The organism is Aliirhizobium wenxiniae (assembly GCF_019511445.1).
Classification (GTDB): Bacteria; Pseudomonadota; Alphaproteobacteria; order Rhizobiales; family Rhizobiaceae; genus Neorhizobium; species Neorhizobium wenxiniae_A.
The window spans coordinates 308,665-329,481 of the sequence record NZ_JAEUAN010000001.1 but is presented as its reverse complement, the minus strand read 5'-3'; the positions used below and the strand labels follow the sequence as shown (position 1 = coordinate 329,481).

At 61.5% G+C, this 20,817-nt stretch carries 19 protein-coding genes; 11 read left to right on the top strand and 8 right to left on the bottom strand.

Annotation, left to right across the window (positions count from 1 at the left end; all coding sequences use genetic code 11):
• Positions 1-2: 2 nt before the first annotated feature.
• The 3 genes from JNB91_RS01685 to JNB91_RS01675 are packed head-to-tail and all read right to left on the bottom strand — an operon-like array spanning position 3 to position 2,532.
• Positions 3-1,265 carry a CCA tRNA nucleotidyltransferase gene (locus JNB91_RS01685; protein WP_220323774.1) on the bottom strand — a complete coding sequence of 421 codons (1,263 nt, stop codon included), beginning with the start codon at positions 1,263-1,265 and terminating at the stop codon, positions 3-5.
• The gene (locus JNB91_RS01680; RefSeq protein WP_220323773.1) at positions 1,262-1,912 is read right to left on the bottom strand and encodes a CoA pyrophosphatase; all 651 of its coding nucleotides are present in this window, start codon (positions 1,910-1,912) and stop codon (positions 1,262-1,264) included. Before JNB91_RS01680 ends, JNB91_RS01685 begins: the two co-directional genes overlap by 4 nt.
• Positions 1,909-2,532, bottom strand: a complete 624-nt coding sequence (locus JNB91_RS01675) for a DUF1285 domain-containing protein (RefSeq protein ID WP_220323772.1) — start codon at positions 2,530-2,532, stop codon at positions 1,909-1,911. The genes JNB91_RS01680 and JNB91_RS01675 overlap by 4 nt, the downstream gene beginning before the upstream one ends.
• Before the next feature lie 195 nt (positions 2,533-2,727).
• On the opposite strand from JNB91_RS01675, the gene JNB91_RS01670 reads away from it, so the two are divergent.
• The 6 genes from JNB91_RS01670 to JNB91_RS01645 are packed head-to-tail and all read left to right on the top strand — an operon-like array spanning position 2,728 to position 10,469.
• Positions 2,728-3,741: an AAA family ATPase gene (locus tag JNB91_RS01670; protein WP_220323771.1), complete on the top strand. Its 1,014-nt coding sequence runs from the start codon at positions 2,728-2,730 to the stop codon at positions 3,739-3,741.
• Positions 3,742-3,768: 27 nt separating this feature from the next.
• Positions 3,769-4,686, top strand: a complete 918-nt coding sequence (locus JNB91_RS01665) for a DUF58 domain-containing protein (protein ID WP_220323770.1) — start codon at positions 3,769-3,771, stop codon at positions 4,684-4,686.
• On the top strand, positions 4,683-7,520 hold the full coding sequence (locus tag JNB91_RS01660; RefSeq protein ID WP_220323769.1) for a DUF4159 domain-containing protein: 2,838 nt from the start codon (positions 4,683-4,685) through the stop codon (positions 7,518-7,520). Before JNB91_RS01665 ends, JNB91_RS01660 begins: the two co-directional genes overlap by 4 nt.
• 12 nt (positions 7,521-7,532) lie before the next feature.
• Entirely contained in the window at positions 7,533-9,599 is a 2,067-nt protein-coding gene (locus JNB91_RS01655; protein WP_220323768.1) for a hypothetical protein, read from the top strand.
• The gene (locus JNB91_RS01650) at positions 9,599-10,018 is read left to right on the top strand and encodes a GNAT family N-acetyltransferase (protein ID WP_220323767.1); all 420 of its coding nucleotides are present in this window, start codon (positions 9,599-9,601) and stop codon (positions 10,016-10,018) included. Before JNB91_RS01655 ends, JNB91_RS01650 begins: the two co-directional genes overlap by 1 nt.
• 37 nt (positions 10,019-10,055) lie before the next feature.
• A complete protein-coding gene (locus JNB91_RS01645) occupies positions 10,056-10,469 on the top strand; it encodes a GNAT family N-acetyltransferase (RefSeq protein WP_220323766.1) in 414 nt (137 codons plus the stop codon).
• 4 nt (positions 10,470-10,473) lie between these two features.
• Here the strand turns inward: JNB91_RS01645 and JNB91_RS01640 are convergent, their stop codons facing one another.
• The gene (locus JNB91_RS01640; protein WP_220323765.1) at positions 10,474-11,460 is read right to left on the bottom strand and encodes a LysR family transcriptional regulator; all 987 of its coding nucleotides are present in this window, start codon (positions 11,458-11,460) and stop codon (positions 10,474-10,476) included.
• A gap of 93 nt (positions 11,461-11,553) precedes the next feature.
• Here JNB91_RS01640 and JNB91_RS01635 point away from each other — a divergent pair, with 93 nt between their 5' ends.
• On the top strand, positions 11,554-12,528 hold the full coding sequence (locus tag JNB91_RS01635) for an MBL fold metallo-hydrolase (RefSeq protein WP_220323764.1): 975 nt from the start codon (positions 11,554-11,556) through the stop codon (positions 12,526-12,528).
• Between the two features lie 39 nt (positions 12,529-12,567).
• Here the strand turns inward: JNB91_RS01635 and JNB91_RS01630 are convergent, their stop codons facing one another.
• The gene (locus JNB91_RS01630; protein ID WP_220323763.1) at positions 12,568-13,881 is read right to left on the bottom strand and encodes an MFS transporter; all 1,314 of its coding nucleotides are present in this window, start codon (positions 13,879-13,881) and stop codon (positions 12,568-12,570) included.
• 71 nt (positions 13,882-13,952) lie between these two features.
• Complete coding sequence (locus JNB91_RS01625) at positions 13,953-14,453, bottom strand: GNAT family N-acetyltransferase (RefSeq protein ID WP_220323902.1); 501 nt, start codon at positions 14,451-14,453, stop codon at positions 13,953-13,955.
• Positions 14,454-14,754: 301 nt separating this feature from the next.
• Here JNB91_RS01625 and JNB91_RS01620 point away from each other — a divergent pair, with 301 nt between their 5' ends.
• Complete coding sequence (locus JNB91_RS01620; protein WP_220323762.1) at positions 14,755-15,738, top strand: glutathione S-transferase family protein; 984 nt, start codon at positions 14,755-14,757, stop codon at positions 15,736-15,738.
• Here JNB91_RS01620 and JNB91_RS01615 read toward each other — a convergent pair whose 3' ends face one another.
• Complete coding sequence (locus tag JNB91_RS01615; RefSeq protein ID WP_220323761.1) at positions 15,739-16,227, bottom strand: NUDIX domain-containing protein; 489 nt, start codon at positions 16,225-16,227, stop codon at positions 15,739-15,741.
• A gap of 65 nt (positions 16,228-16,292) precedes the next feature.
• On the opposite strand from JNB91_RS01615, the gene JNB91_RS01610 reads away from it, so the two are divergent.
• From JNB91_RS01610 to JNB91_RS01600, 3 genes are all read left to right on the top strand, one after another.
• Positions 16,293-17,252 (top strand): metallophosphoesterase family protein, encoded by a 960-nt coding sequence (locus tag JNB91_RS01610; RefSeq protein WP_220323901.1) that lies wholly within the window; start codon positions 16,293-16,295, stop codon positions 17,250-17,252.
• Positions 17,253-17,342: 90 nt separating this feature from the next.
• A complete protein-coding gene (locus tag JNB91_RS01605) occupies positions 17,343-17,825 on the top strand; it encodes a sigma factor-like helix-turn-helix DNA-binding protein (protein ID WP_220323760.1) in 483 nt (160 codons plus the stop codon).
• Between the two features lie 2 nt (positions 17,826-17,827).
• Positions 17,828-18,676 carry an anti-sigma factor family protein gene (locus tag JNB91_RS01600; RefSeq protein ID WP_220323759.1) on the top strand — a complete coding sequence of 283 codons (849 nt, stop codon included), beginning with the start codon at positions 17,828-17,830 and terminating at the stop codon, positions 18,674-18,676.
• Between the two features lie 76 nt (positions 18,677-18,752).
• Here the strand turns inward: JNB91_RS01600 and leuA are convergent, their stop codons facing one another.
• Positions 18,753-20,465 (bottom strand): 2-isopropylmalate synthase, encoded by a 1,713-nt coding sequence (leuA, locus tag JNB91_RS01595; RefSeq protein WP_220323900.1) that lies wholly within the window; start codon positions 20,463-20,465, stop codon positions 18,753-18,755.
• Between the last annotated feature and the right edge of the window lie 352 nt (positions 20,466-20,817).

The following is a 20,817-nucleotide window of genomic DNA, read 5'->3' as shown; positions in this document are numbered from 1 at the left end:
CGTCAATTGCCGTTGCTCAGCATGTTTTCCAGACGGGCGGCCAGTTCGGGCCGCTCGGGATTGAAATTGCGGCTGATCCAGAAATCCTCGAGTTCCTTCAAAATCTCGCCCACCCGCTTGCCAGCCGGAATGCCAGCCGCGATCACATCGGATCCGGACAGCGGGAAGCTCGGCTTCACATATTTTTCAGTCATCGACAGCAGTTGCGAAAGCCTCGCGCTCTTGCGCATCGCCACCGGATCGCCCTCGGCGACCGCGCGCGCGGAAGCGAGCGCCAGTTTCAGGCGAAAGATCATCCCCTGCCGATCATTGCGATAAAGCAGCCGAGTAAAGCCGACATCCGTTACTTCATCCGGTGGCGCAGTCGTTGCCGCCCATTGCTGCAGCTTCAGCGCATCCGCATTCGACAGCCTCAGCCGCTTTGCAAGCGCCGCCATCCGCTCGACATCCGGTGGCACGATCGCCGCGAGCCGCAACAGCGGCTCGGGCTTCCAGCCGAGTGCCCGTTCGGCCGCGACGAGAGCATGAATGCCGTCAATGCCCCATTTCTCCGTCTCCGGCAGGATCGCCGTCAAAACACCGGCCTGCCGCATCCACAGAAGCGCCCGCGAAGGATCCGGCGCACCTAGCAGCTTCTTCGTTTCGGTCCAGACACGCTCGGCCGAAAGGCTCGACAGCATGTCCTTTGCGCGTGCGCAGGCCCTGAGGCCATCCGCATCCGGCCGGCCCGAGCCATAATAGGCAAAGAACCGGAAGAACCGCAGGATGCGCAGATGATCCTCCGCTATCCGCTGGCTGGCATCACCGATAAAGCGCACCGTGCGCGTCTCGATATCCTTCAAGCCCTCGACGAGATCGATCACCTCGCCCTTGGCGTCCGCATAAAGTGCATTGATCGTCAGATCGCGCCGCTCCGCATCCGCCTTCCAGTCGGTGCCGAACTCGACCACGGCATGGCGTCCGTTCGTCTCGATATCCCGCCGCAGCGTCGTCACCTCGAAACCGCGGCCGTCGAGAACCAGCGTCACCGTACCGTGCTCGATCCCCGTCGGCACCGCCTTGATGCCTGCAGCCTTCGCCCGCTCGACCACGATCTCTGGTCTGAGCGTCGTCGCGATATCGACATCGGCGACGGCGAGCCCCATCAGCGCATTGCGCACGGCGCCACCCGCGACCCGCGCCTCGCCACCATCGGAATTCAGCAGCGCCATCACGCGTTGCAGGGCCGCATCCTGAAACCAGGTCTCGCCAGCCACAGAAGTCATGCATAAAGCCTTTCATAAAGCGTGCGGAGGATACCCGCGGTAATCCCCCAGATATTCCGGTCCTCGTAGGGCATCAGGTAGAAATGCCGCTCCGTTCCGTTGAACTGGCGGCTGCCCTGCTGGTGGTTCGCCTCGTTCATCAGAAACGACAGCGGCACCTCAAACACGTCGTCCACCTCGGTCGGGTTGAGCGTCAGCTCGAAACCGCGCTTCACCACGGAAAGCACCGGCGTGATGCGAAAACCCGATGGCGCATAATAGTTCGGCAGCCGCGCCAATGGTTCGACAAAGCGAGGATCAAGCCCGATCTCCTCGCGCGCCTCGCGCAGTGCCGCCTGCTCCGGCGAAGCATCTTCGGGATCGATGGCCCCGCCCGGAAAGGCGATCTGGCCGGAATGTTTGCGTAGGCTCGCCGTGCGCTGCGTCAGGATGATCTTTGCCTCGTTTCCATCATCGACGACCGGCACCAGCACCGCCGCATCACGCAGCTTCAGGTCACGCGCCGACTGGACGAATTGCGGATTGAGCCGATGATCGCCGTGATCGCCCCAGGCCGCATCGAGCGGCCTGCCGCTTTGATGCAGCGCCCGGCGGCGGAATTCTCCGGCTGAAAACGGCGCGGCCTCATCGATGATCAGGTCACTCATGATGCCAGCCGCTCCAGTTCATCCGCACGCATGATCGGAAAGACCTCGCTCGCCGAGCGAACGGCAAACATCTCTATCCCGTCGATCGTGACCGTCTCGCCGAGCGCGACCAGCTCATACATCATCGCCCGCGAGACCAGCGCCTCCAGCCGTCCGCGTACCAGCACATACGGCTTCAACTGCCGCTCTTCACCAACCGTCTCGAACCTCAAAGGATGGGCCGCATCGACTTCGACGACATCCCCAACATTGGTGCGAAATGTGATCAGCGGCGCGCCATCTCGCTCTCCCGCCTGCATCTCGACCGCCACGAACGGCGCATCGACGACCCGGATGCCGACCTTTTCCACAGGCGTGACGAGATAGGTTTTGCCATCCTCGTCCTTGCGCAAAACGGTGGAAAACAGCCGCACCAGCGGCGCCCGGCCGATCGGCGTTCCCATATAGAACCAAGTGCCGTCAGCCCGGATTTCCATGTCGAGATCGCCGCAGAAAGGCGGATTCCACTTGTCCACTGGCGGCAATCCGCGGCTTTTGTCGCCGGATTGTTCGGCAGCGCGCGAAATCATGGCCGCAAGGCCGGCGGCGTCGGGCGCCGAATTTATCGTCTCTGCTGCCATCATTCAGTCCCGGTTCGAAATTAATCGTTGACCGTCGCGATCATTCCTCACGAGATAGTCATTCGGAACGAGCTTGTCAGCCTTATTTCGGGTAATAGTTTCTGAGGCTAATGTACTTGCTGCGGTGCAACGACTCGTGCTGAGGGCAGACACCCGACCGGCAGATGAATATCGACCTTGATTATGGAGAACGACATGGGCGTGATGAATCCAACCGAGGCCGTTCTTGACGAGAAGGCGATCGTCGCCGCCGCCGAAAAGGCGCTGGCCGATATCGCCGCCGTCCGCGAGGAAATCGCCAAGGTCATTTTCGGCCAGGAACGGGTGGTGGAAAACACGCTTCTCGCAGTCCTCTCCGGCGGTCACGCGCTGCTCGTCGGCGTGCCGGGTCTTGCCAAGACCAAGCTCGTCACCACGCTCGGTACTGTTCTTGGCCTTGATTCCAACCGCATCCAGTTCACGCCCGACCTGATGCCCTCCGATATTCTCGGCTCCGAAGTCATGGATACGGACGAAACCGGCCGCCGTTCCTTCCGCTTCATCAAGGGCCCGATCTTCGCGCAGCTGCTGATGGCCGACGAAATAAACCGCGCCTCGCCGCGTACCCAGTCGGCGCTTCTGCAGTCCATGCAGGAATACCACATCACGGTTGCCGGCCAGCGTTTCGATCTCCCCGCCCCGTTCCATGTTCTCGCCACCCAGAACCCGCTGGAACAGGAAGGCACCTATCCGCTGCCGGAAGCCCAGCTCGACCGCTTCCTGCTGCAGGTCGATGTTCTCTACCCTGATCTCGATGCCGAACGTCAGATCCTGCTCGGCACGACCGGTCTTGCCGAAGCCAAGCCCCGCGGCGTCATCGACAGTGCCCGCCTGCAGGAAATCCAGATGCTGATCCGCCAGATGCCGGTCTCGGACAAGGTAGTCGATGCGATCCTGTCGCTCGTCCGCTCCGCCCGCCCCGGCCATGGCAATGCCGATACCGACCGGCACGTCGCCTGGGGTCCAGGTCCTCGCGCCGGCCAGTCGCTGATGCTGACCGCCCGCGCCCGCGCGCTCTATCAGGGCCGCCTCGCCCCTTCGCTCGACGATGTCTATGCACTGGCGGAACCGGTTCTCGAACACCGCATGGCATTGAATTTCGCCGCCCGTGCCGAAGGCATGTCGGTGCGCGACGTGATCGCCGGATTGGTAAAGCAGGCCCGCGGATAATTTCCCGGCCTTTCGAAAGGACAATGCGTGGCATCAATCGGCCAGATCGTCGAGCAGACACCCAGCAGTGAAGTCCTCTCCCGCGCCCAGGCGCGTGCGGCACTGGTGCCCGACTGCATGGTGGAAGCAAAGCGCATCGCCAACACCGTGATTGCCGGCTGGCACGGAAGGCGCAAGCGCGGCATGGGCGAAAACTTCTGGCAGTTCCGCCCCTATGCCGAAGGTGAAAGCCTGTCGCGCATCGACTGGCGCCGCTCCGCCCGCGACGACCATACCTATGTCCGCGACCGCGAATGGGAGGCAGCCCACACTATCTGGCTCTGGGCCGACATGTCGCCGTCAATGATGTACAAGTCGACCTTCGCCATGGTCTCGAAGGAAAGCCGCGCGCTGGTTTTGATGCTGGCGCTTGCCGAAATCCTCGCCCGCTCCGGCGAACGCATCGGGTGTCCCGGCATCATGGAACCGGTCTCGGCCCGCAACGCCGCCGAACGGCTGGCGACCGCCATCATGCATGCGCCGCCGACCACCGGCATGCCGGAAACCGCGATGATCAGAGGCCAGAGCGATATCGTCCTGATCGGCGATTTTCTCGATGATGCCGACAGCGTTATGTCGCGCATCTCGCCGCTTGGAAAACGCGGCCTGCGCGGCCATGTCATCGAAGTGGCAGATCCTGCCGAAGAAACCTTCCCCTATACCGGCCGAACCGAATTCACCGATCCGGAAACCGGCGAAAAGCTCACCTCCGGCCGCGCCGAAATGATCCGCGATGACTATCAGCGCGCCTATCTCGCCCGCCGCGAAGCGCTAGGCGATGGCCTGCGCCGTCTCGGCTGGAGTTTTACCTTCCACCGCACCGATCACCTCGCCTCCGAAGCGCTGGTTGCGGTCCACGGCCAACTGTCCGGCATGCCCGCGACATTCCCGGGAGGCCGCACATGAACGCGCTTGCCTTCGCCAATCCACTGATCCTTTTCGGCCTCCTGTCGCTGCCGGTCATCTGGTGGCTGCTGCGCCTCACGCCGCCGCGCCCGAAAGCCGAAATATTCCCGCCGCTCCGAATCCTCGCAACTGTCCTGAAGCGCGAGGAAACCCCGGCCCAGAGCCCCTGGTGGCTGACGCTTCTGCGCATGCTGCTTGCCGCCGCAGTCATTCTCGCGATCGCCGATCCGGTCATGAACCCGCGCGCCAGTTCGCTCAATGCCAATGGCCCGCTGGCTCTTGTCATCGACAATGGCTGGTCTAGCTCGGTTGACTGGGAACGCCGGGTCGAGACCGCCAGCATGCTGATCGACGAGGCTGAAAGCGCCGACGTTCCGGTCTCGCTGACCTTCACCGCCGACACGAACAACGAGCCGACCGCCGGCACCGCCTCTGCCGCCCGCGACAAGCTTGCCGCCGCCGAGCCGAAGCCTCTCGTCCCCGATCGCCTGCGCGCCATCCGCACCCTGCAGGAAGCGCTGGACGGCAATCCGCTTGGTACCGTCGCTCTCATTTCCGATGGCATAGCAGCCCCCGGCGACGGTGATGCCATGACCGCCCTTGCAGCCTTCGCGCCAAACGATGTTCGTCTCTATCAGGGTGAAGGCCGCGGCGCGGTCGCGCTTACCGGCGCCACCAACAATTCCGAGACCATGGCCGTCACCGCCACCCGCCTCGATACCGCCGCTCCGCAGCAACTGACGGTCAACGCGCTCGACCAGCAGGGCCGTTCGCTCGCCGCAGGCACGGTCGATTTCGCCGCCGGTTCCGGCACCGCGACGGCTGAAATCTCTGCACCTTTCGAACTGCGCAACGATTTCGCCCGCCTCGGCGTCGAGGGCCTAGCCACCGCAGGCGCCACCCACCTGCTCGATGACGGTTTCAAGCGCCGCCGTATCGCACTGATTTCAGGCGAAAGCGGCAGCGATTTCCAGCCGCTTCTGCAGCCGCTCTATTATATCAACAGGGCGCTTTCGCCCTATGCCGATATCATCCAGACAAATACCGCGGACCTTGCCGTCGCGATCCCGCAGATCCTCGAAAACAACCCATCCGCCATCATCATGGCCGATGTCGGCCGCCTTCCGGCCGAAACCTATGAGCCGCTGGAACGCTGGATCGCCCGCGGCGGCACGCTGATCCGGTTTGCTGGTCCACGCCTTGCAGCAGCTCCCGCCGATGATCCGCTTGTGCCGGTAAGATTGCGCCAGGGCGAACGTGCGCTTGGCGGCGCCATGTCCTGGTCGGAGCCGCAGTCGCTGGCGAACTTCCCCACATTCGGCCCCTTCGCCGGCATGCCGCGCGCAACCGATATCACCGTCACCCGCCAGGTTCTTGCCGAACCAACGCCGGATCTTGCTGAGCGCACCTGGGCAAGCCTTGCCGATGGAACCCCGCTCGTCACCACGCGTGATGTCGATGCCGGCCGCCTCGTGCTCTTCCACACCAGCGCCGAAGCCACATGGTCGAACCTGCCGCTCTCCGGCAATTTCGTCGAAATGCTGCGCCGTGTCGTCCAGATGGCCCGTGCCGGCGGTGCAACGACCGCATCGGCAGGCTCGGAAAACGCCGCCGCAACACTGCCCGCCTACCGCCTGCTGACCGCCGACGGCCTTCTCTCGACCGAAACCAGCGGCGTGCGCCCGATCATGATCCGCGCCGGCGAAACGCCCTCGGCGACCTTCGACCATCCTCCGGGCCTTTACGGCACCGAAGACGGCTTTTCCGCGGTCAACCTCTTGCCGCCCGGCGCAGAGCTTGCCGCCTTTGATCCCGCCCCGATCGGCCGCGCAGTCACCCGCGAAGGCCTTGCCGGTGGCGAAGCTGTCTCGCTGCGGCCTGCCCTGTTTGCCGCAGCCTTTGCCATGCTCATTCTCGACAGCCTGATCGTGCTCTTCATCAACGGCGCCTTCTCGCGCCTGCCGAAGGGATCACGACGCCGCACAAGTGCAGCAGCAGCAATTGCCGCCATCGCCTTCGGCCTTATCGCCTTCCAGCCTCACCCGGTTTCCGCGCAGGAAATGCCGGAAGGCAGCGGTGCGAAAGCCGGCGACGAACAGATCCTCGAACATCTCGACACGACCCATCTCGCCTATGTCACGACCGGCGAGGCCGATGTCGATCGCATCTCCGAACAGGGGCTTGCGGGTCTTACCGAGTTCCTCACCTACCGCACGACGCTTGAGCCCGGCGCGCCCGTTGGGCTGGATATCACCAGGGATGAACTCTCCTTCTACCCGATCATCTACTGGCCGATTTCCGCCAATGCGCCGATGCCGTCGCAGGCCGCGGTCTCGCGCATCGACGCCTATATGCGCAATGGCGGCACCGTGCTCTTCGATACCCGCGACCAGTATTCCTCGCTCGGCGGTGGCGGCAGCACGCCGAATGGCGAACGGCTGCAGCAAATCCTCGCCAATATCGACATCCCACCCTTAGAGCCTGTGCCGGAAAACCACGTCTTGGCCCGTTCCTTCTATCTTCTGACCAATTTCCCCGGCCGCTACAATGGCAGCGCCCTTTGGGTCGAGGCCCGTCAGGATGCCCGTAACGCCAATCAGGTCTCCTCTGGCGGCGATGGCGTCTCACCGATCATGATCACCGGCAACGATCTGGCCGGAGCATGGGCCGTCGACCAGCAGGGCGCACCTGTCCTGCCGACCGTTCCGCCGGACGACATGCAGCGCGAATATGCCTACCGCGCCGGCGTCAACATCATGATGTACATGCTGACCGGCAACTACAAGGCCGACCAGGTCCATGTCCCTGCCCTTCTCGAACGGCTTGGCCAGTAGGAAAGAGCATCGATGACACTTGAGTTCTCGCCTTTCTTCCCATGGCCTGTCCTGATCGGTCTCGGCATCCTCGCACTCGTTCTCTGCGCGCTTGCCTTCTGGCGCCGCGTCCGCGGGGCCAGCCTGCGCACGCTGGCGCTCGCCTTCCTGCTTTTGGCGCTCGCCAACCCGACACTGCTGCAGGAAGACCGTGAACAGCTCTCGACCATCGTGCCAATCGTCGTCGACCGATCGCAGAGCCAGCAGACCGATGAGCGCAAGCGACAGACGGACGAGGCGCTGGCCGAACTGCGCGACCGCTTTGCCCGATATCCGAATATCGAGACCCGCATCGTCGAAGTCGCCGACGACCCGGATAGCGACACACCCTCGACACGCCTCTACACGGCCCTGCGCTCCGCAGTGTCAGACGTACCCCCGGCCCGCCTCGGCGCTGCCGTCTTCGTCACCGACGGCCAGATCCACGACCTGCCCGGCACCAATCAGGAACTCGGCTTCAATGCCCCCGTTCACGGTCTGATCACCGGACAACCGGACGAGTTCGACCGGCGCGTCGAAGTCGTCCGCGCTCCGCGCTTCGGCATCGTCAACGAGGAGCAGGAGCTGACGCTGCGCGTCGTCGACGATGGCCGCGCCACCAACACGCCGGCCCAGGTGACCGTGCGCATGAACGGCGAGCAGATCGCCACCTTCCGCGCCTCGCCCGGCGCCAACACGCCCTTCCCCTTCACCGTTCCGCGCGCCGGCAACAACGTCATGGAATTTTCCGTCGACGAGCTTCCGGGCGAAGTGACGACCGCCAACAACCGCGCCGTCCATGTCATCGATGGCATCCGCCAGAACCTGCGCGTTCTGCTGGTCTCCGGCGAACCGCATGCCGGCGAACGCGCATGGCGCAACCTGTTGAAGTCCGACGCATCTGTCGACCTTGTCCACTTCACCATTCTTCGCCCGCCGGAAAAGCAGGATGGCACCCCGATCAACGAACTGTCGCTGATCGCCTTCCCGACCCGCGAACTGTTTGTCGAAAAGATCAAGGATTTCGACCTGATTATCTTCGACCGCTACAAGCATCGCGGCGTGCTGCCGATCCTCTATTACGATTACATTTCGCAATATGTGCAAAACGGCGGCGCGCTCTTGATCGCGGCAGGTCCCGAACACGCAAGCGAGGATTCGATCGCGCTCACCCCGCTGGAACAGGTGCTTCCGGCGTCGCCCACCGGCGATGTCCACAATGCCGGCTTCTACCCGCATCTTTCCGAAGTCGGCCAGAAACACCCCGTCACCCGCGGCCTCGATACTTCCGGCCAGACGCCGCCCGCCTGGGGCCGCTGGTTCCGCACCATCGATGTCGACCAGCCGCGCGGCCAGACGGTCATGGAAGGCGACGGCGACCGTCCGCTTCTCGTCCTGAACCGCCAGGGTCAGGGCCGCGTCGCCATGCTCCTGTCGGATCAGGGCTGGCTCTGGGCGCGTGGGTTCGAAGGCGGCGGTCCGCATGTGGCCCTTTATCGCCGTATCGCTCACTGGCTGATGAAGGAACCGGAACTGGAAGAGGAGGCGCTCACCGCCCGCTCCTCCGGTCGCACTCTGGAGGCAACCCGTCAGACGATCGGCGACGATCCCGGCCCGGCAACCGTGCGCTTCCCCTCAGGCCGCACGGAAACAATCGCCATGACGCAGGCAGAACCGGGTCAGTACCGCCTTGAACGCCGTATGGACGAGGTCGGCCTTTTCCAGGTGTCGAATGGTGAGTTCTCGACGCTCGTGCATGTCGGTGCCGTCGATGCACCCGAGTTCAAGGCGATGATCTCGACCGAAGACGTGCTGAAACCCTATGCGGAAAAGACCCACGGCCTCGTCACCCGCGTCGCCTCTGGTGAAAATATCACCCTGCCGGATATTCTGCCGGTGCGTGGCGAAATCCGCGTCAGCAATCCCAACCGCATGTCGATCCGCATGACCGACGAGAGTGTGTTGCGCGGCGTCAACAGCCTGCCGCTGTTTGCCGGTTTCGCCGGCCTCTCGGCGCTGCTCTTTGCGGTCGCGGCCATGTGGTGGCGCGAAGGACGATAATGGACGTTCGTCTCGAAACCACGTCGGAAGCGTCGGCGGATGATCTGAATATCGTCCTCAACGGCCTCACAGCCTATAACGCGTCGGACGTCGGCCCTGCCGATCGGCTGGTGGTTGTTGTCCTTATCCGTGACGCACGTGACAAGGTGATCGGCGGCATGTTCGGCTACACTTCCTGGGGCTGGCTTTTCACCCAGGCCCTGTTCGTGCCGGAAGAGTTGCGCGGTCAGGGCATGGCCGCACGACTTCTCGAACAGGCAGAAGCCGAAGCTCGTCGTCGCGGCTGCAAGGGCGCCTGGATCGATACGTTCAATCCGCAGGCGCTGAAAGCCTATCAGCGCCATGGCTACGAGATTTTCGGAGAACTCCCCGCTTTCGTCGGCGAGCGCACCCGCACCTTCCTTAAAAAGGCCCTTTAGTTTATCGATGCGTCCCTCTTTGGGAGGGATGAAGAGCATGGAACTGAAAGTAACCGAGGGCATCGCGCCGCTGGAGGAAGACGCAATCCTGCAGAAGCTGCGCGCCTTCAACATTGCCACCTTCGGCGAAAGCGACCGCCGCGAACTGACGATCCCGCTTTACGATGACGATGGCGAGATCAGCGGCGGCCTTGTCGGCTACACCGGCCGCGGCTGGCTCTACGTCTCCATGCTCTACATTCCCGAACACTTGCAGGGTCAGGGTCTTGCCACCCGCATGTTGGAAATGGCGGAAGATGAAGCTCGAAAACGTGGCTGCATCGGCGCCTATATCGACACTATGAACCCTGCCGGCCTGTCGCTCTACCAGAAACTCGGTTACGCCGAGATCGGCAAACTGGATGCACTGTCCGGCGGCCATGTCGTCACATGGCTCGCCAAACGATTCTGACCGGTCACGCAGGCTCCATATCCGGCTCGGAGACGGGCGATGCGAAAACCTTGGTCTCGCCGGAAATGCCACTGGACGAAAAGCTCTCCCGGATCTGCCGGCGCAGCCACGCGTTCGCTGGGTCGCCATCGGCATGGTTTGCCCAGACCATGTTGACCGGCGGAAAGGTCAGCGACACCGGCAGCGGACTGACCTTCAGGCCAAGCAGAGGCGCATAACGCTCGGCAATCCTGCTCGGCACCGTCGCAATCAAAGGGCTGCCCTTTGCCGCCGACAGGACCGACATGTAACCGGGTGCTGCCGTCACGACATTGAGCTCGATACCGGCAATCTCCAGCGCCTCCTTGATACAGCCCTGCAGCGTCTCGTTCTGCGAGATGGTTGCATGCTCGGCAGCAAGATAGGCCTCAAGCCCGACAGAACCGGAAAAATCCAGAAGGTCGGGATTATAGCAGCAGGCAAACTCGGTCCGGTAAAGCGTTTCGAACGATTTGCGGCTCGTCTGCGTATGTGTACAGCCGACCGCGACATCGATACTGCCGTCATCCAAAGACGGATCCATGGCTTCATAGGGAAATACCCGTGCCAGAAGCCGGATGCCCGGCGCCAGAAGCCTCAGCCGCGCCGTCAGGTCGGGGATGAGCAGCAATTCCACCTCCGGCGACATGGCGATGCGAAAGGTCCGCTCTTCGGTTGCCGGATCGAAGATATCACCGCCGGTCAATGCCAGCTGCGCCTGTTTCAGAGCCTTGCGTACCGGAACCGCGAGGCTGCGTGCCTTGGCGGTCGGCTGCATCACCTGCCCCACCCGGATGAAAAGCTCGTCCTGCAGCAGCACCCTCAGGGTCGAGAGCGAATGGCTCATCGCCGGCTGCTGGATCTTCAGCCGCTTCGCCGCCTTGGTGACACTGCCTTCGGAAATGAGTGCGTCGAAGGCGACCAGCAGGTTGAGGTCGAAGGAGCGAAGATTGAAATGATCGATAGTAGTCATGAGCCGCATCGATTTGTTTGCTGATGCTAGGATACATACGTGCTCTCCAGGTCAGTTCAAGACCGCAATCTCAACCTCTCCCTGGAGCGCCTCATGCAGACCCGCCGCAATCTTTTGAAATCCACCACCGGCCTTGCGCTTGCCGCCGGAACCCTTTCCCTGCTCCCATCGACCGTTCTCGCCAAGGCACCGATCATCGGCAGGCAGGCCGCCGGTTACTACCGCCTGAAACTCGGGAACTACGAAATCACAGCGCTCTCCGATGGCACCGTGGCGCTGCCCATGGCCAAAATCTACGAAGGCATCGAGGAAAAGGATGCCGAGACCTATCTCGCCGGCTATTTCCAGAAGAACCCGACGGAAACGTCGGTCAATGCTTTCCTCGTCAATACCGGCGAGCGGCTGGTCCTGATCGATGCCGGCACCGGCAACCTGATGGGCCCATCGCTTGGCAAGCTGGTCAGCAATATCGAGGCCGCCGGCTACAGGGCAAGCGAGATCGACGACGTAATCCTCACCCATATCCATGCCGATCATTCAGGCGGCTTGTCGATCAATGGCAAGCCGGTCTTTGAAAACGCGATGCTCCACGTCAACGAACGAGAGGAACGGTTCTGGCTGAAGGCGGATGCCAAGGCAAAGGCCGATGCCGGGCTCGGGCCTCAGATTGCGCAGGCCGAAGCGGCGGTCGGGCCTTACATCGCGGCAGGCAGGTTCAAGACCTTTGGCGACAACGCCGCCCCGATCCCCGGCTTTGCATCGGTCCTGCGCGCCGGCCACACGCCCGGACACAGCGCCATCATTGTCGAAAGCAAGGGAGAGACGATCGTCTTCTGGGGCGATATCGCCCATGGTGACGTGCTGCAATACGACCGGCCGGAGGTCACCGTCGAGTTCGACGTCGACCAGAAACAGGCGGCCGCCACCCGTGCCGTCGCCTTTGCCGAAGCCGCCGACCGCAAATATCTGGTCGCAGGCGCTCATCACGCCTTCCCCGGCATTGGCCATGTCCGCCGCGACGAGACAAATTATGATTGGGTGCCGCTGCTCTACAGCGCCAACTACTGAACTGGTTTCAGGCACCGCCCGGAAGCGGTGCCTGTTATCTCAGGAAAGCGAGACGTCCCTGGTTTCGAGCCGGATCATCAGCGATGCCACGGCCGCGAGCGCCAGAAGGGCGGCAAAAATGCCGACCGTCAGACCAAATCCATGGCTGACCACATAGACCATTGCCGAAGGGGCGAGCAGCCCGCCGAGCCTTGCCATCGCGCCCGCAGCCCCCATGCCGGTCGCCCTTGAACGGGTCGGGAAAAGCTCGGGCGTATAGGCGTAAAGCGCGCCCCATGTGCCGAGCAGCGCAAAGCTCATGAGAAGAAGCGACGAACCGATCAGGACCGGACCGGAGGCGAGGACGAACAGCAGGCATCCGGCGGCCGACAGGATGCAGAAACCGGTCAGCGTCGGCTTGCGCCCCCAGCGCTCCACACCATAGGCCGCAAGCGCATAGCCCGGAAGCTGCGCCAGCGCCACCAGAACAAGAAAGCCGTAACCACGCACGAAGCCGAATCCTTCGCTGGCAAGTTTCGCCGGCATCCAGGTGAAGATCCCGTAATAGGAAACCGAGACGAGAAACCAGATGGAAAGGATGATCGCACTGGTGCGGCGCAGAGCCGGGGCAAAGATCCCCTCGCGCGGGACGGATGGCGGTGGCGCGATCTCTTCGTCGTCGGAAAGCCCCCGGCCAGTATTGACCGTCATGATCCGGTCGAGCACCTGCCGCGCTTCCTCGTTGCGCCCCGTGCGCAACATATAGATGGGCGATTCGGGAATGAGGACCCGCAATCCGATCCCCACCAGCGCCGGCAGCGCCGTCACCACGAAAATCAGCCGCCAGGCATCCTGCATGCCCGCAAGGCTAGCAGCCCAGGCGGTCAGCGCCACGATCAGCGTACCAATGGCCCAGAAACCTTCCAGCGCCACCAGCCAGCGCCCGCGATTTTTCGCCGGCAGAAATTCAGACATCATCGCATAATCGACCGGCAGCGTGCCGCCGACGGCCATGCCGGTCAGGAAGCGCAGGATGAGCAGAATGGTAAAATCCGGCGCGAATGCCGAAAGAAGACCGAAGAGAGCATCACAGAAAACCGTGATGATCAGCACCGTGCGTCGGCCGATCCTGTCAGCCAGCCTGCCGAACGCCATGGCGCCGACAAGCATGCCGAGAAAGAACAGGCTGCCGGTTTGCAGCGCCTCGGGAATAGTCAGTCCGAACGTGGCGGCAATTGATGCCGCGGTGAACCCGACGGCCAGAACCTGCATCGCATCCGCCGCCCAGACAAGACCGAATATCCCGATCAATCGTCGCTGATATCGTCCTGCGCCGGCGCGGTCGAGCGCCTCATCCACCGTAATTGATCTCATCCCAATGCCTTCTTTATGAGGCCACCGACACCCCATTTTGTCGGCTTCATCCGAGGCATAATTGATTTGTGTTATTTGCGCCAGCCGATGTCGCCATTGAGGCGTGGATGCACGTCGTTCGCCAGCGGAACGATGAGTACCCGCGCCGGATCGACCGGACCGGGAAACTTCAGCGCATCATAGGCGACCTTCTCGAAACCGAGCGGCATGTAGTAAGGCGGGTCTCCGATCAGGATCACGCCCTCCGATCCCTTGCGCTTTGCAGCCTCGATCGCGATCCGCACCAGTTCCCTGCCGATGCCCATATTCTTATGTGTAGGCCGCACCGCAAGCGGCCCGAGCATATGCGCTTTGACCGTTCCGGCGAGCACCGGCGTCATCCGCACCGAAGCGATCGTTTCGCCATCGTCGGCGCAGATGAAGGAAAGTGACCGGTCGTGAGGCCCCTGCTCGCGGATCCGGGCGGCGGCCCGCACATGTCGACCGGGGCCGAACGCTTCTTCGTTGATCAGCTCGATCGCCGCATCATGCGATGCGTCTTCGGTCAGATAGACGAGTTCGTGCTTTGCCAGGGATTTTGTGGCGACAAGATGCAGAGAGGCAGATGAGGACATGGGATAACCGAAGCCGTAGATAAAGAGCGGACAGGACATGCGAAGTCGATGACGCCTCGTCTGGCGTCGTGGTCGATCTTCAGCGTCGTCGCAGTGCCCGTGCTTCGGTCATGTAATTGAGGTATCCCACAAAAATGTGAAAAGCCAACTAGCAGGATTTTTTTCACCCGTCCAATGCAAAAACGCACTGTTCGAAAAATTGCGTCTCGTAATCTCAAACCCTTGCCGTATCTATCCGGGAAACAAAAAGGAGAGCACCATGGGCAGGCTCGTTGACGGCAAGTGGCAGGATGTCTGGTACGATACGAAGGCAACCAAGGGGCGTTTCGAGCGCTCGCAATCGCAGTTCCGCAACTGGGTCACCGCGGATGGCGCAGCCGGCCCATCCGGTAAAGGCGGCTTCAAGGCCGAAGCCGGGCGTTATCATCTTTATGTTTCACTCGCCTGCCCCTGGGCACACCGCACGCTGATCTTCCGCAAGCTGAAGAAGCTGGAAGACCTTATCTCCGTCTCGGTGGTCGATCACCTGATGCTGGAAAACGGCTGGGAATTCAAAAAACGTGACGGCGCGACCGGCGATGGTCTTTTCGGCTCAGATTATCTCTATCAGGTCTATCTGAAGGCCGATCCGCATTATTCAGGCCGCGTAACGGTGCCGGTCCTATGGGACAAGCAGCAAAACACCATCGTCTCGAATGAAAGCGCCGAAATCATCCGCATGATGAACAGCGCCTTTGACGACCTGACCGGCTCCAGCCTCGATTTCCATCCCGCCGACTTGCGGCAGGAGATCGACGCACTCAACGCCATCGTCTACGACAGGGTCAATAACGGCGTCTACAAGGCAGGCTTCGCCACCACGCAGGATGCGTATGAAGAAGCCGTCACCGCCCTGTTCGAGACGCTCGACATGCTGGACCAGCGACTGGAAACAAGCCGCTATCTCTTCGGCAATAGCATTACGGAAGCCGACTGGCGCCTGTTCACCACGCTTTTCCGCTTCGATCCGGTCTATGTCGGCCACTTCAAGTGCAACATTCGCCGCATCGCCGATTATCCGAACCTGTCCGGATATTTGAGGGATCTTTATCAGCAGCCGGGTGTGGCCGAGACCTGCAACATGTTCCACATCAAGGGCCACTATTACGGCAGTCACAAGACGATCAATCCGACCGGCATCATCCCGGTTGGCCCGGCACTTGACCTCGACGCGGCGCATGGGCGCGAAGGGCTGGGCGAGTAGCTACCAGTAATCCGACCGCGCCCCATCTCCGCTCAGCTCTTTCAAGCGGCGGAGCGTGGCGTCGGTGATCTCTTCCGGCAATGCGTCGAGGGGAAAAAAGCCGCTCTCGGCGATCTCCCGGTCCGGCAGCCGCGGTGCCGTCTGCTCGACGGTGACGCGGTAAAACAGCACGTGATCGCGCTTGCTGGTCTTCCGGTTATAGTAGACCTGCACAAGTTCGGGCGTTTCAGTCATGACGAGATTGCCCTCTTCCCGCAATTCCTTGGTCAGCGACTCCAGCGCCGTCTCGCCATGTTCCATGCCGCCACCCGGCATATACCAGCCCGGAACATAGGTGTGGCGCACCAGAAAAATCTCGCCTCGATCGTTGAAACACGCCGCCCGAACGCCCATCGTCATCCCGCGGGAGACGAGAAAAAAGCGATGCAGCAGCCACACGACGATACGCGTCCGCCATGTGCCGATCTCAGCTATCCCTTTAGCCCCCATCAACTCTCCGCTTCGCTCGCGTAAATTTCATAACGAATTTCCGTTTCGTGCGTTATGTCTGGGCCATGTTCAAATTCGCCCATATTTCCGACATCCATCTGGGACCGCTTCCGAAACTGTCGATTCGGGAACTCATGTCCAAGCGTATCACCGGCTTCATCAACTGGCATCGAAACCGGCGCAAGCATCTGTTCGTCAACACACTCGATCTTTTGTTGAGCGATCTCAAGACGCACCATCCGGACCAGCTCTTCATCACCGGCGATCTTGTCAATCTGGCGACGAAGATCGAGACAAGACTGGCGAGGGAATGGCTGGATACGATCGGAGATCCGCACGATACGACCGTGGTCCCCGGAAACCACGACGCCTACGTGCCGGGTGCCCATGATAAATCGGTAGCAGCCTGGTATCCGTTCATCAAAAGCGATGACGACCCGGGCGAGTGGCCGAAGGACGACCATATTTTCCCGACATACCGCCAGCGCGGGCCGCTCGCGATTATCGGCTGCTCCACCTCCAATGCCACGCCGCCATTCTCCGCTTCCGGCTTTTTCAGCCCGCGGCAGGCCAGAGAGACGGTCAACCTTTTGAAGAAGGCTGGCGAAGAGGGCCTCTTCCGCATCGTCCTAATCCATCATCCGCCGATTCAAGGGGCCGCCTCCTCGCACAAGCGCATGATCGGCATCCGACGCTTCGCTGCAGCGATTTCAACCGGTGGCGCCGAGCTCATTTTGCATGGCCATACCCATCTCAACACTGTCTACTGGCTGAAGACGCACGGTCAGCCCGTGCCTGTCGTCGGCATTGCCTCGGCGTCCCAAGGTCCCGGCGGTCACAAACCCCGCGCCGCCTACAATCTCTTCAACCTGTCCGGAAAACCGGGCGCCTGGAACCTTACCTGCGAACGTCACGCCCTGACGGAAAGCGGAGACAGCATCCATCTCGACGAGACGAAACTCTTTTATGGTGAAGCGCAGCCATCGTTCTCGGTGGAGGAAGCTGCAAGAGTTTTGCAAGGTTAGGAGATGCTTGTTGCAGAATCGTCACATTCGATTCATAGTTAGTGCTTTCAAGCATTCATGCGACCGAGAGCAAAAGGCCATATTCCTCTGATGAATCCGTCAGCAGCTTCTACCGATATCCGCCGCGACCTTGTGGCCTTGCTGCCGCGCCTGCGCCGGTTCGCCCAGACGCTGACCGGGGATACGAACGCGACGGACACTCTGGTGCGGGACGTCTGTGCCCGCGTCATTCTCAAAAGCCATCACTGGAAGGGTGAATGCCGCCTGGAAAGCTGGGTCTTCAACCAGATCCGTATCGGATGGAACGAAGAAACCCGCAAGCGCAACCGGCAGGAGCCGCATCCCCGGCAGAGCGCCCAGGCAACGGACGACGGAAGCAGCGCCTCCAAGGCATTTCTCGGCATTCACGAAGGACTGGCAAGCGCGCTTCTTCTCGTCGATGTCGAAGGTTTTGATTATTCCGAAGCGGCATCTATCCTCGGCATCACACCGGAACTGCTCTCGTCCCGTCTCTGCGCCGCACGCCTTGCGCTTGCCTCCCAACCGCCCGGCTTGGCGGAAAGGCGAGCATGATCATGGCGAGTTCAGAACCATCCGCGCTTGAACGGCGTCTTTCGGCGTTCGTCGATGGCCAGGTATCCGATACCGAACGTCAGGACGTCGAATCTCTGCTCGTCAACGATCCGCATGCGCGGGCTCTGCATGACGATTTGAAACGCGGCAGCCAGACCGGCAGGCTCCTTCTCGAGGATATGCTGAAAGAGCCTGTCCCGCTTGATCTCGTTCGCAGCATCAAGAATGCGGCCCTGCCCCGCAAGGCACTCCGCCTTCCCGGCTCGGCGCGCCGAAGCCGGGTCTTTCGCCCTTCAGGCCTGCAGGCTGTTTCGGCCTGTGCGCTCGCACTTCTGCTTGGCTGCGGTCTGGGATACATGGTCGGCGCACGCCCCACAGGCACGCATGTGACGGAAACATTGACCAGCCAGGGTTTTCAGCAGCGCGACTGGCTGGATGACATCGTGTCTCATTATCGCCTCTACAGCCGCCAGCAGAACCGGCTGGTGGAAATAGGCGCAGATAGCCCTGCCGATATTCTTGAATGGCTGACCACCGGCACCGGTGTGGGTTTCCGTATTCCGGATCTGAGAGATAGCGGACTCGCTTTTGTCGGCGCACGCCTGGTCACCGCCGAAAATACGCCGACCGGCGTACTTTTCTATCGCCGCACCACCGGCGACAATGAAGGCGACATTCTGGCTCTGACATTTTCAAGGGCAAGACCCGAGACCACCAAGCCGATCGAGGACATCCGCCTCGACACCAGCCTCGTCTCGTGGAGCACCCCGCTTGCGACCTATGTGATCGTCGCTCCCTCTTCGGCTGCCGATCTCGACGATATCGCCGCCAAGGCCGCCGGCCTGATCTGACGATAATTCAAGCTCAACAAAAAGGCCGCTGCGGGAAACCACAGCGGCCTCTTGATCTATGAGAAACGAGAGGCGCTTAGCGCGCCCTCTCCTCCAGCACCCGGTTCGCCGCCGAAACGATCGCATCGAGCGAAGCCGTGACGATATTGGTGTTGATACCGGCGCCGAACAGTTTTCCGCCCGGATGCTGCATCTCGACATAGGCGATGGCCGACGCGTTCGATCCGTGCTGCAGCGAGTGCTCGGAATAATCATTCACCGACAGATCGATGCCGAGATAGATCGACAGCGCATTGATGAAACCGTCGATCGGACCGGTACCCTTGCCTTCGATGCGCTTCGTCTCGCCATTGTCGATGATCTCTGCCGCAACGACCCGCACGCCCTTGTGGTGAGGCTCGGACGGATAGGTGTGGTGATCGACGAATTTCAGCCGCGCGCCGGGTTGCTCCACATAACGTTCCATGAAGCGCTCGTGGATGCGCTTGGAAGACAGCTCCTTGCCCTCCTCGTCGGTGATCCGCTGGATGTCCTCGCGGAACTCCACCTGCAGATTGCGCGGCAGGTTCAGGCCGTAATCCTGCTGCAGGATGTAAGCGATGCCGCCCTTGCCCGACTGCGAATTGATGCGGATGATCGCCTCGTAGGAACGGCCGACATCCTGCGGGTCGATCGGCAGATAGGGTACTTCCCATACAGGATGGTTGGCGACCTTGATCGCCTTCATCCCCTTGTTGATCGCATCCTGATGCGAGCCGGAAAACGCGGTATAGACCAGTTCGCCGACGTAAGGATGGCGCTCGGGAATGACCATCTCGTTGGAATATTCGTAGACGTCCTTGATCCGCTCGATGTCGGAGCAATCCAGTTCCGGATCGATGCCCTGCGTGAACATGTTCAGCGCCAAGGTTACGACGTCGACATTGCCGGTGCGCTCGCCATTGCCGAACAGCGTACCTTCGACGCGGTCCGCCCCCGCCATCAACGCCAGTTCAGTGGCCGCAATGCCGGTGCCGCGGTCATTATGCGGATGAACCGAGATGATGACATTCTCGCGGTTGTCGATATTGCGGCACATCCACTCGATCTGGTCGGCATAGATATTCGGCGTTGCCATCTCAACGGTGGAAGGCAGGTTGAGGATCAGCTTGTTGTCAGCCGTCGGCTTCACCACCTCGATCACCGCGTTGCAGATCTCCAGAGCCACATCCAGCTCGGTGCCGGTAAAGCTCTCCGGCGAATATTCGAACCGGTAACCGCCACCGGCCTTCGCCGCCATGTCGGTGATCATCTTGGCTGCATCGACAGCGATCTGCTTGATGCCATGCACATCCTTGCCGAACACCACGCGGCGCTGCAGCTCCGAGGTCGAGTTGTAGAAGTGAATGATCGGCTTGTGCGCGCCTTCCAGCGATTCGAACGTGCGCGTAATCAGTTCCGGGCGGCACTGCACCAGAACCTGCAGCGACACGTCTTCCGGCACGCCGCCCTCTTCCACGCACCAGCGCGCAAAGTCGAAATCGGTCTGGGATGCAGACGGGAAACCGATCTCGATTTCCTTGAACCCCATGTCCAGGAGCAGCTTGAACATGCGCGCCTTGCGGTCGTGGCCCATCGGGTTGACCAGCGACTGGTTGCCGTCGCGCAGATCGACCGAACACCAGATCGGCGCCTTCTCGATCACCTTCGACGGCCAGGTACGATCGGGAATGTTGATGGTGGGATAGGCGCGATACTTTACGCCCGCGGAGTGCATACCCTTTGCCGATTCGGAAATCTTGTTGTCCATGTCTTCGTCCTTCACTCGCATCCGCAGGAGCATTTTGCTCGATGCCATCAACGGCAATCCGACTGCGGATATTGGACCTCTTATGGTCCGGTTTCATGTCTGGGATTTGATGCGAGGAGCACTTACGCCGGCTGGCTTTTCGGCCGCCGGGCGCTCCTCAACGGACCCGGCAACCGAGTGTAAGGTCGAGGCTAAGAAGCGAGAGAGGCGCGAAAACCGTCGCCCCGGCAGCGGTGCTGCGGGCGGCAAAACGGTCAAACATGATCGCGCCTGTCATGGTCATGGGGTGATGTATAGCGATACATCAGGCATCCGGCAAGAACGGCTTTCGCGCTTCCGGTACTCCCTGCTT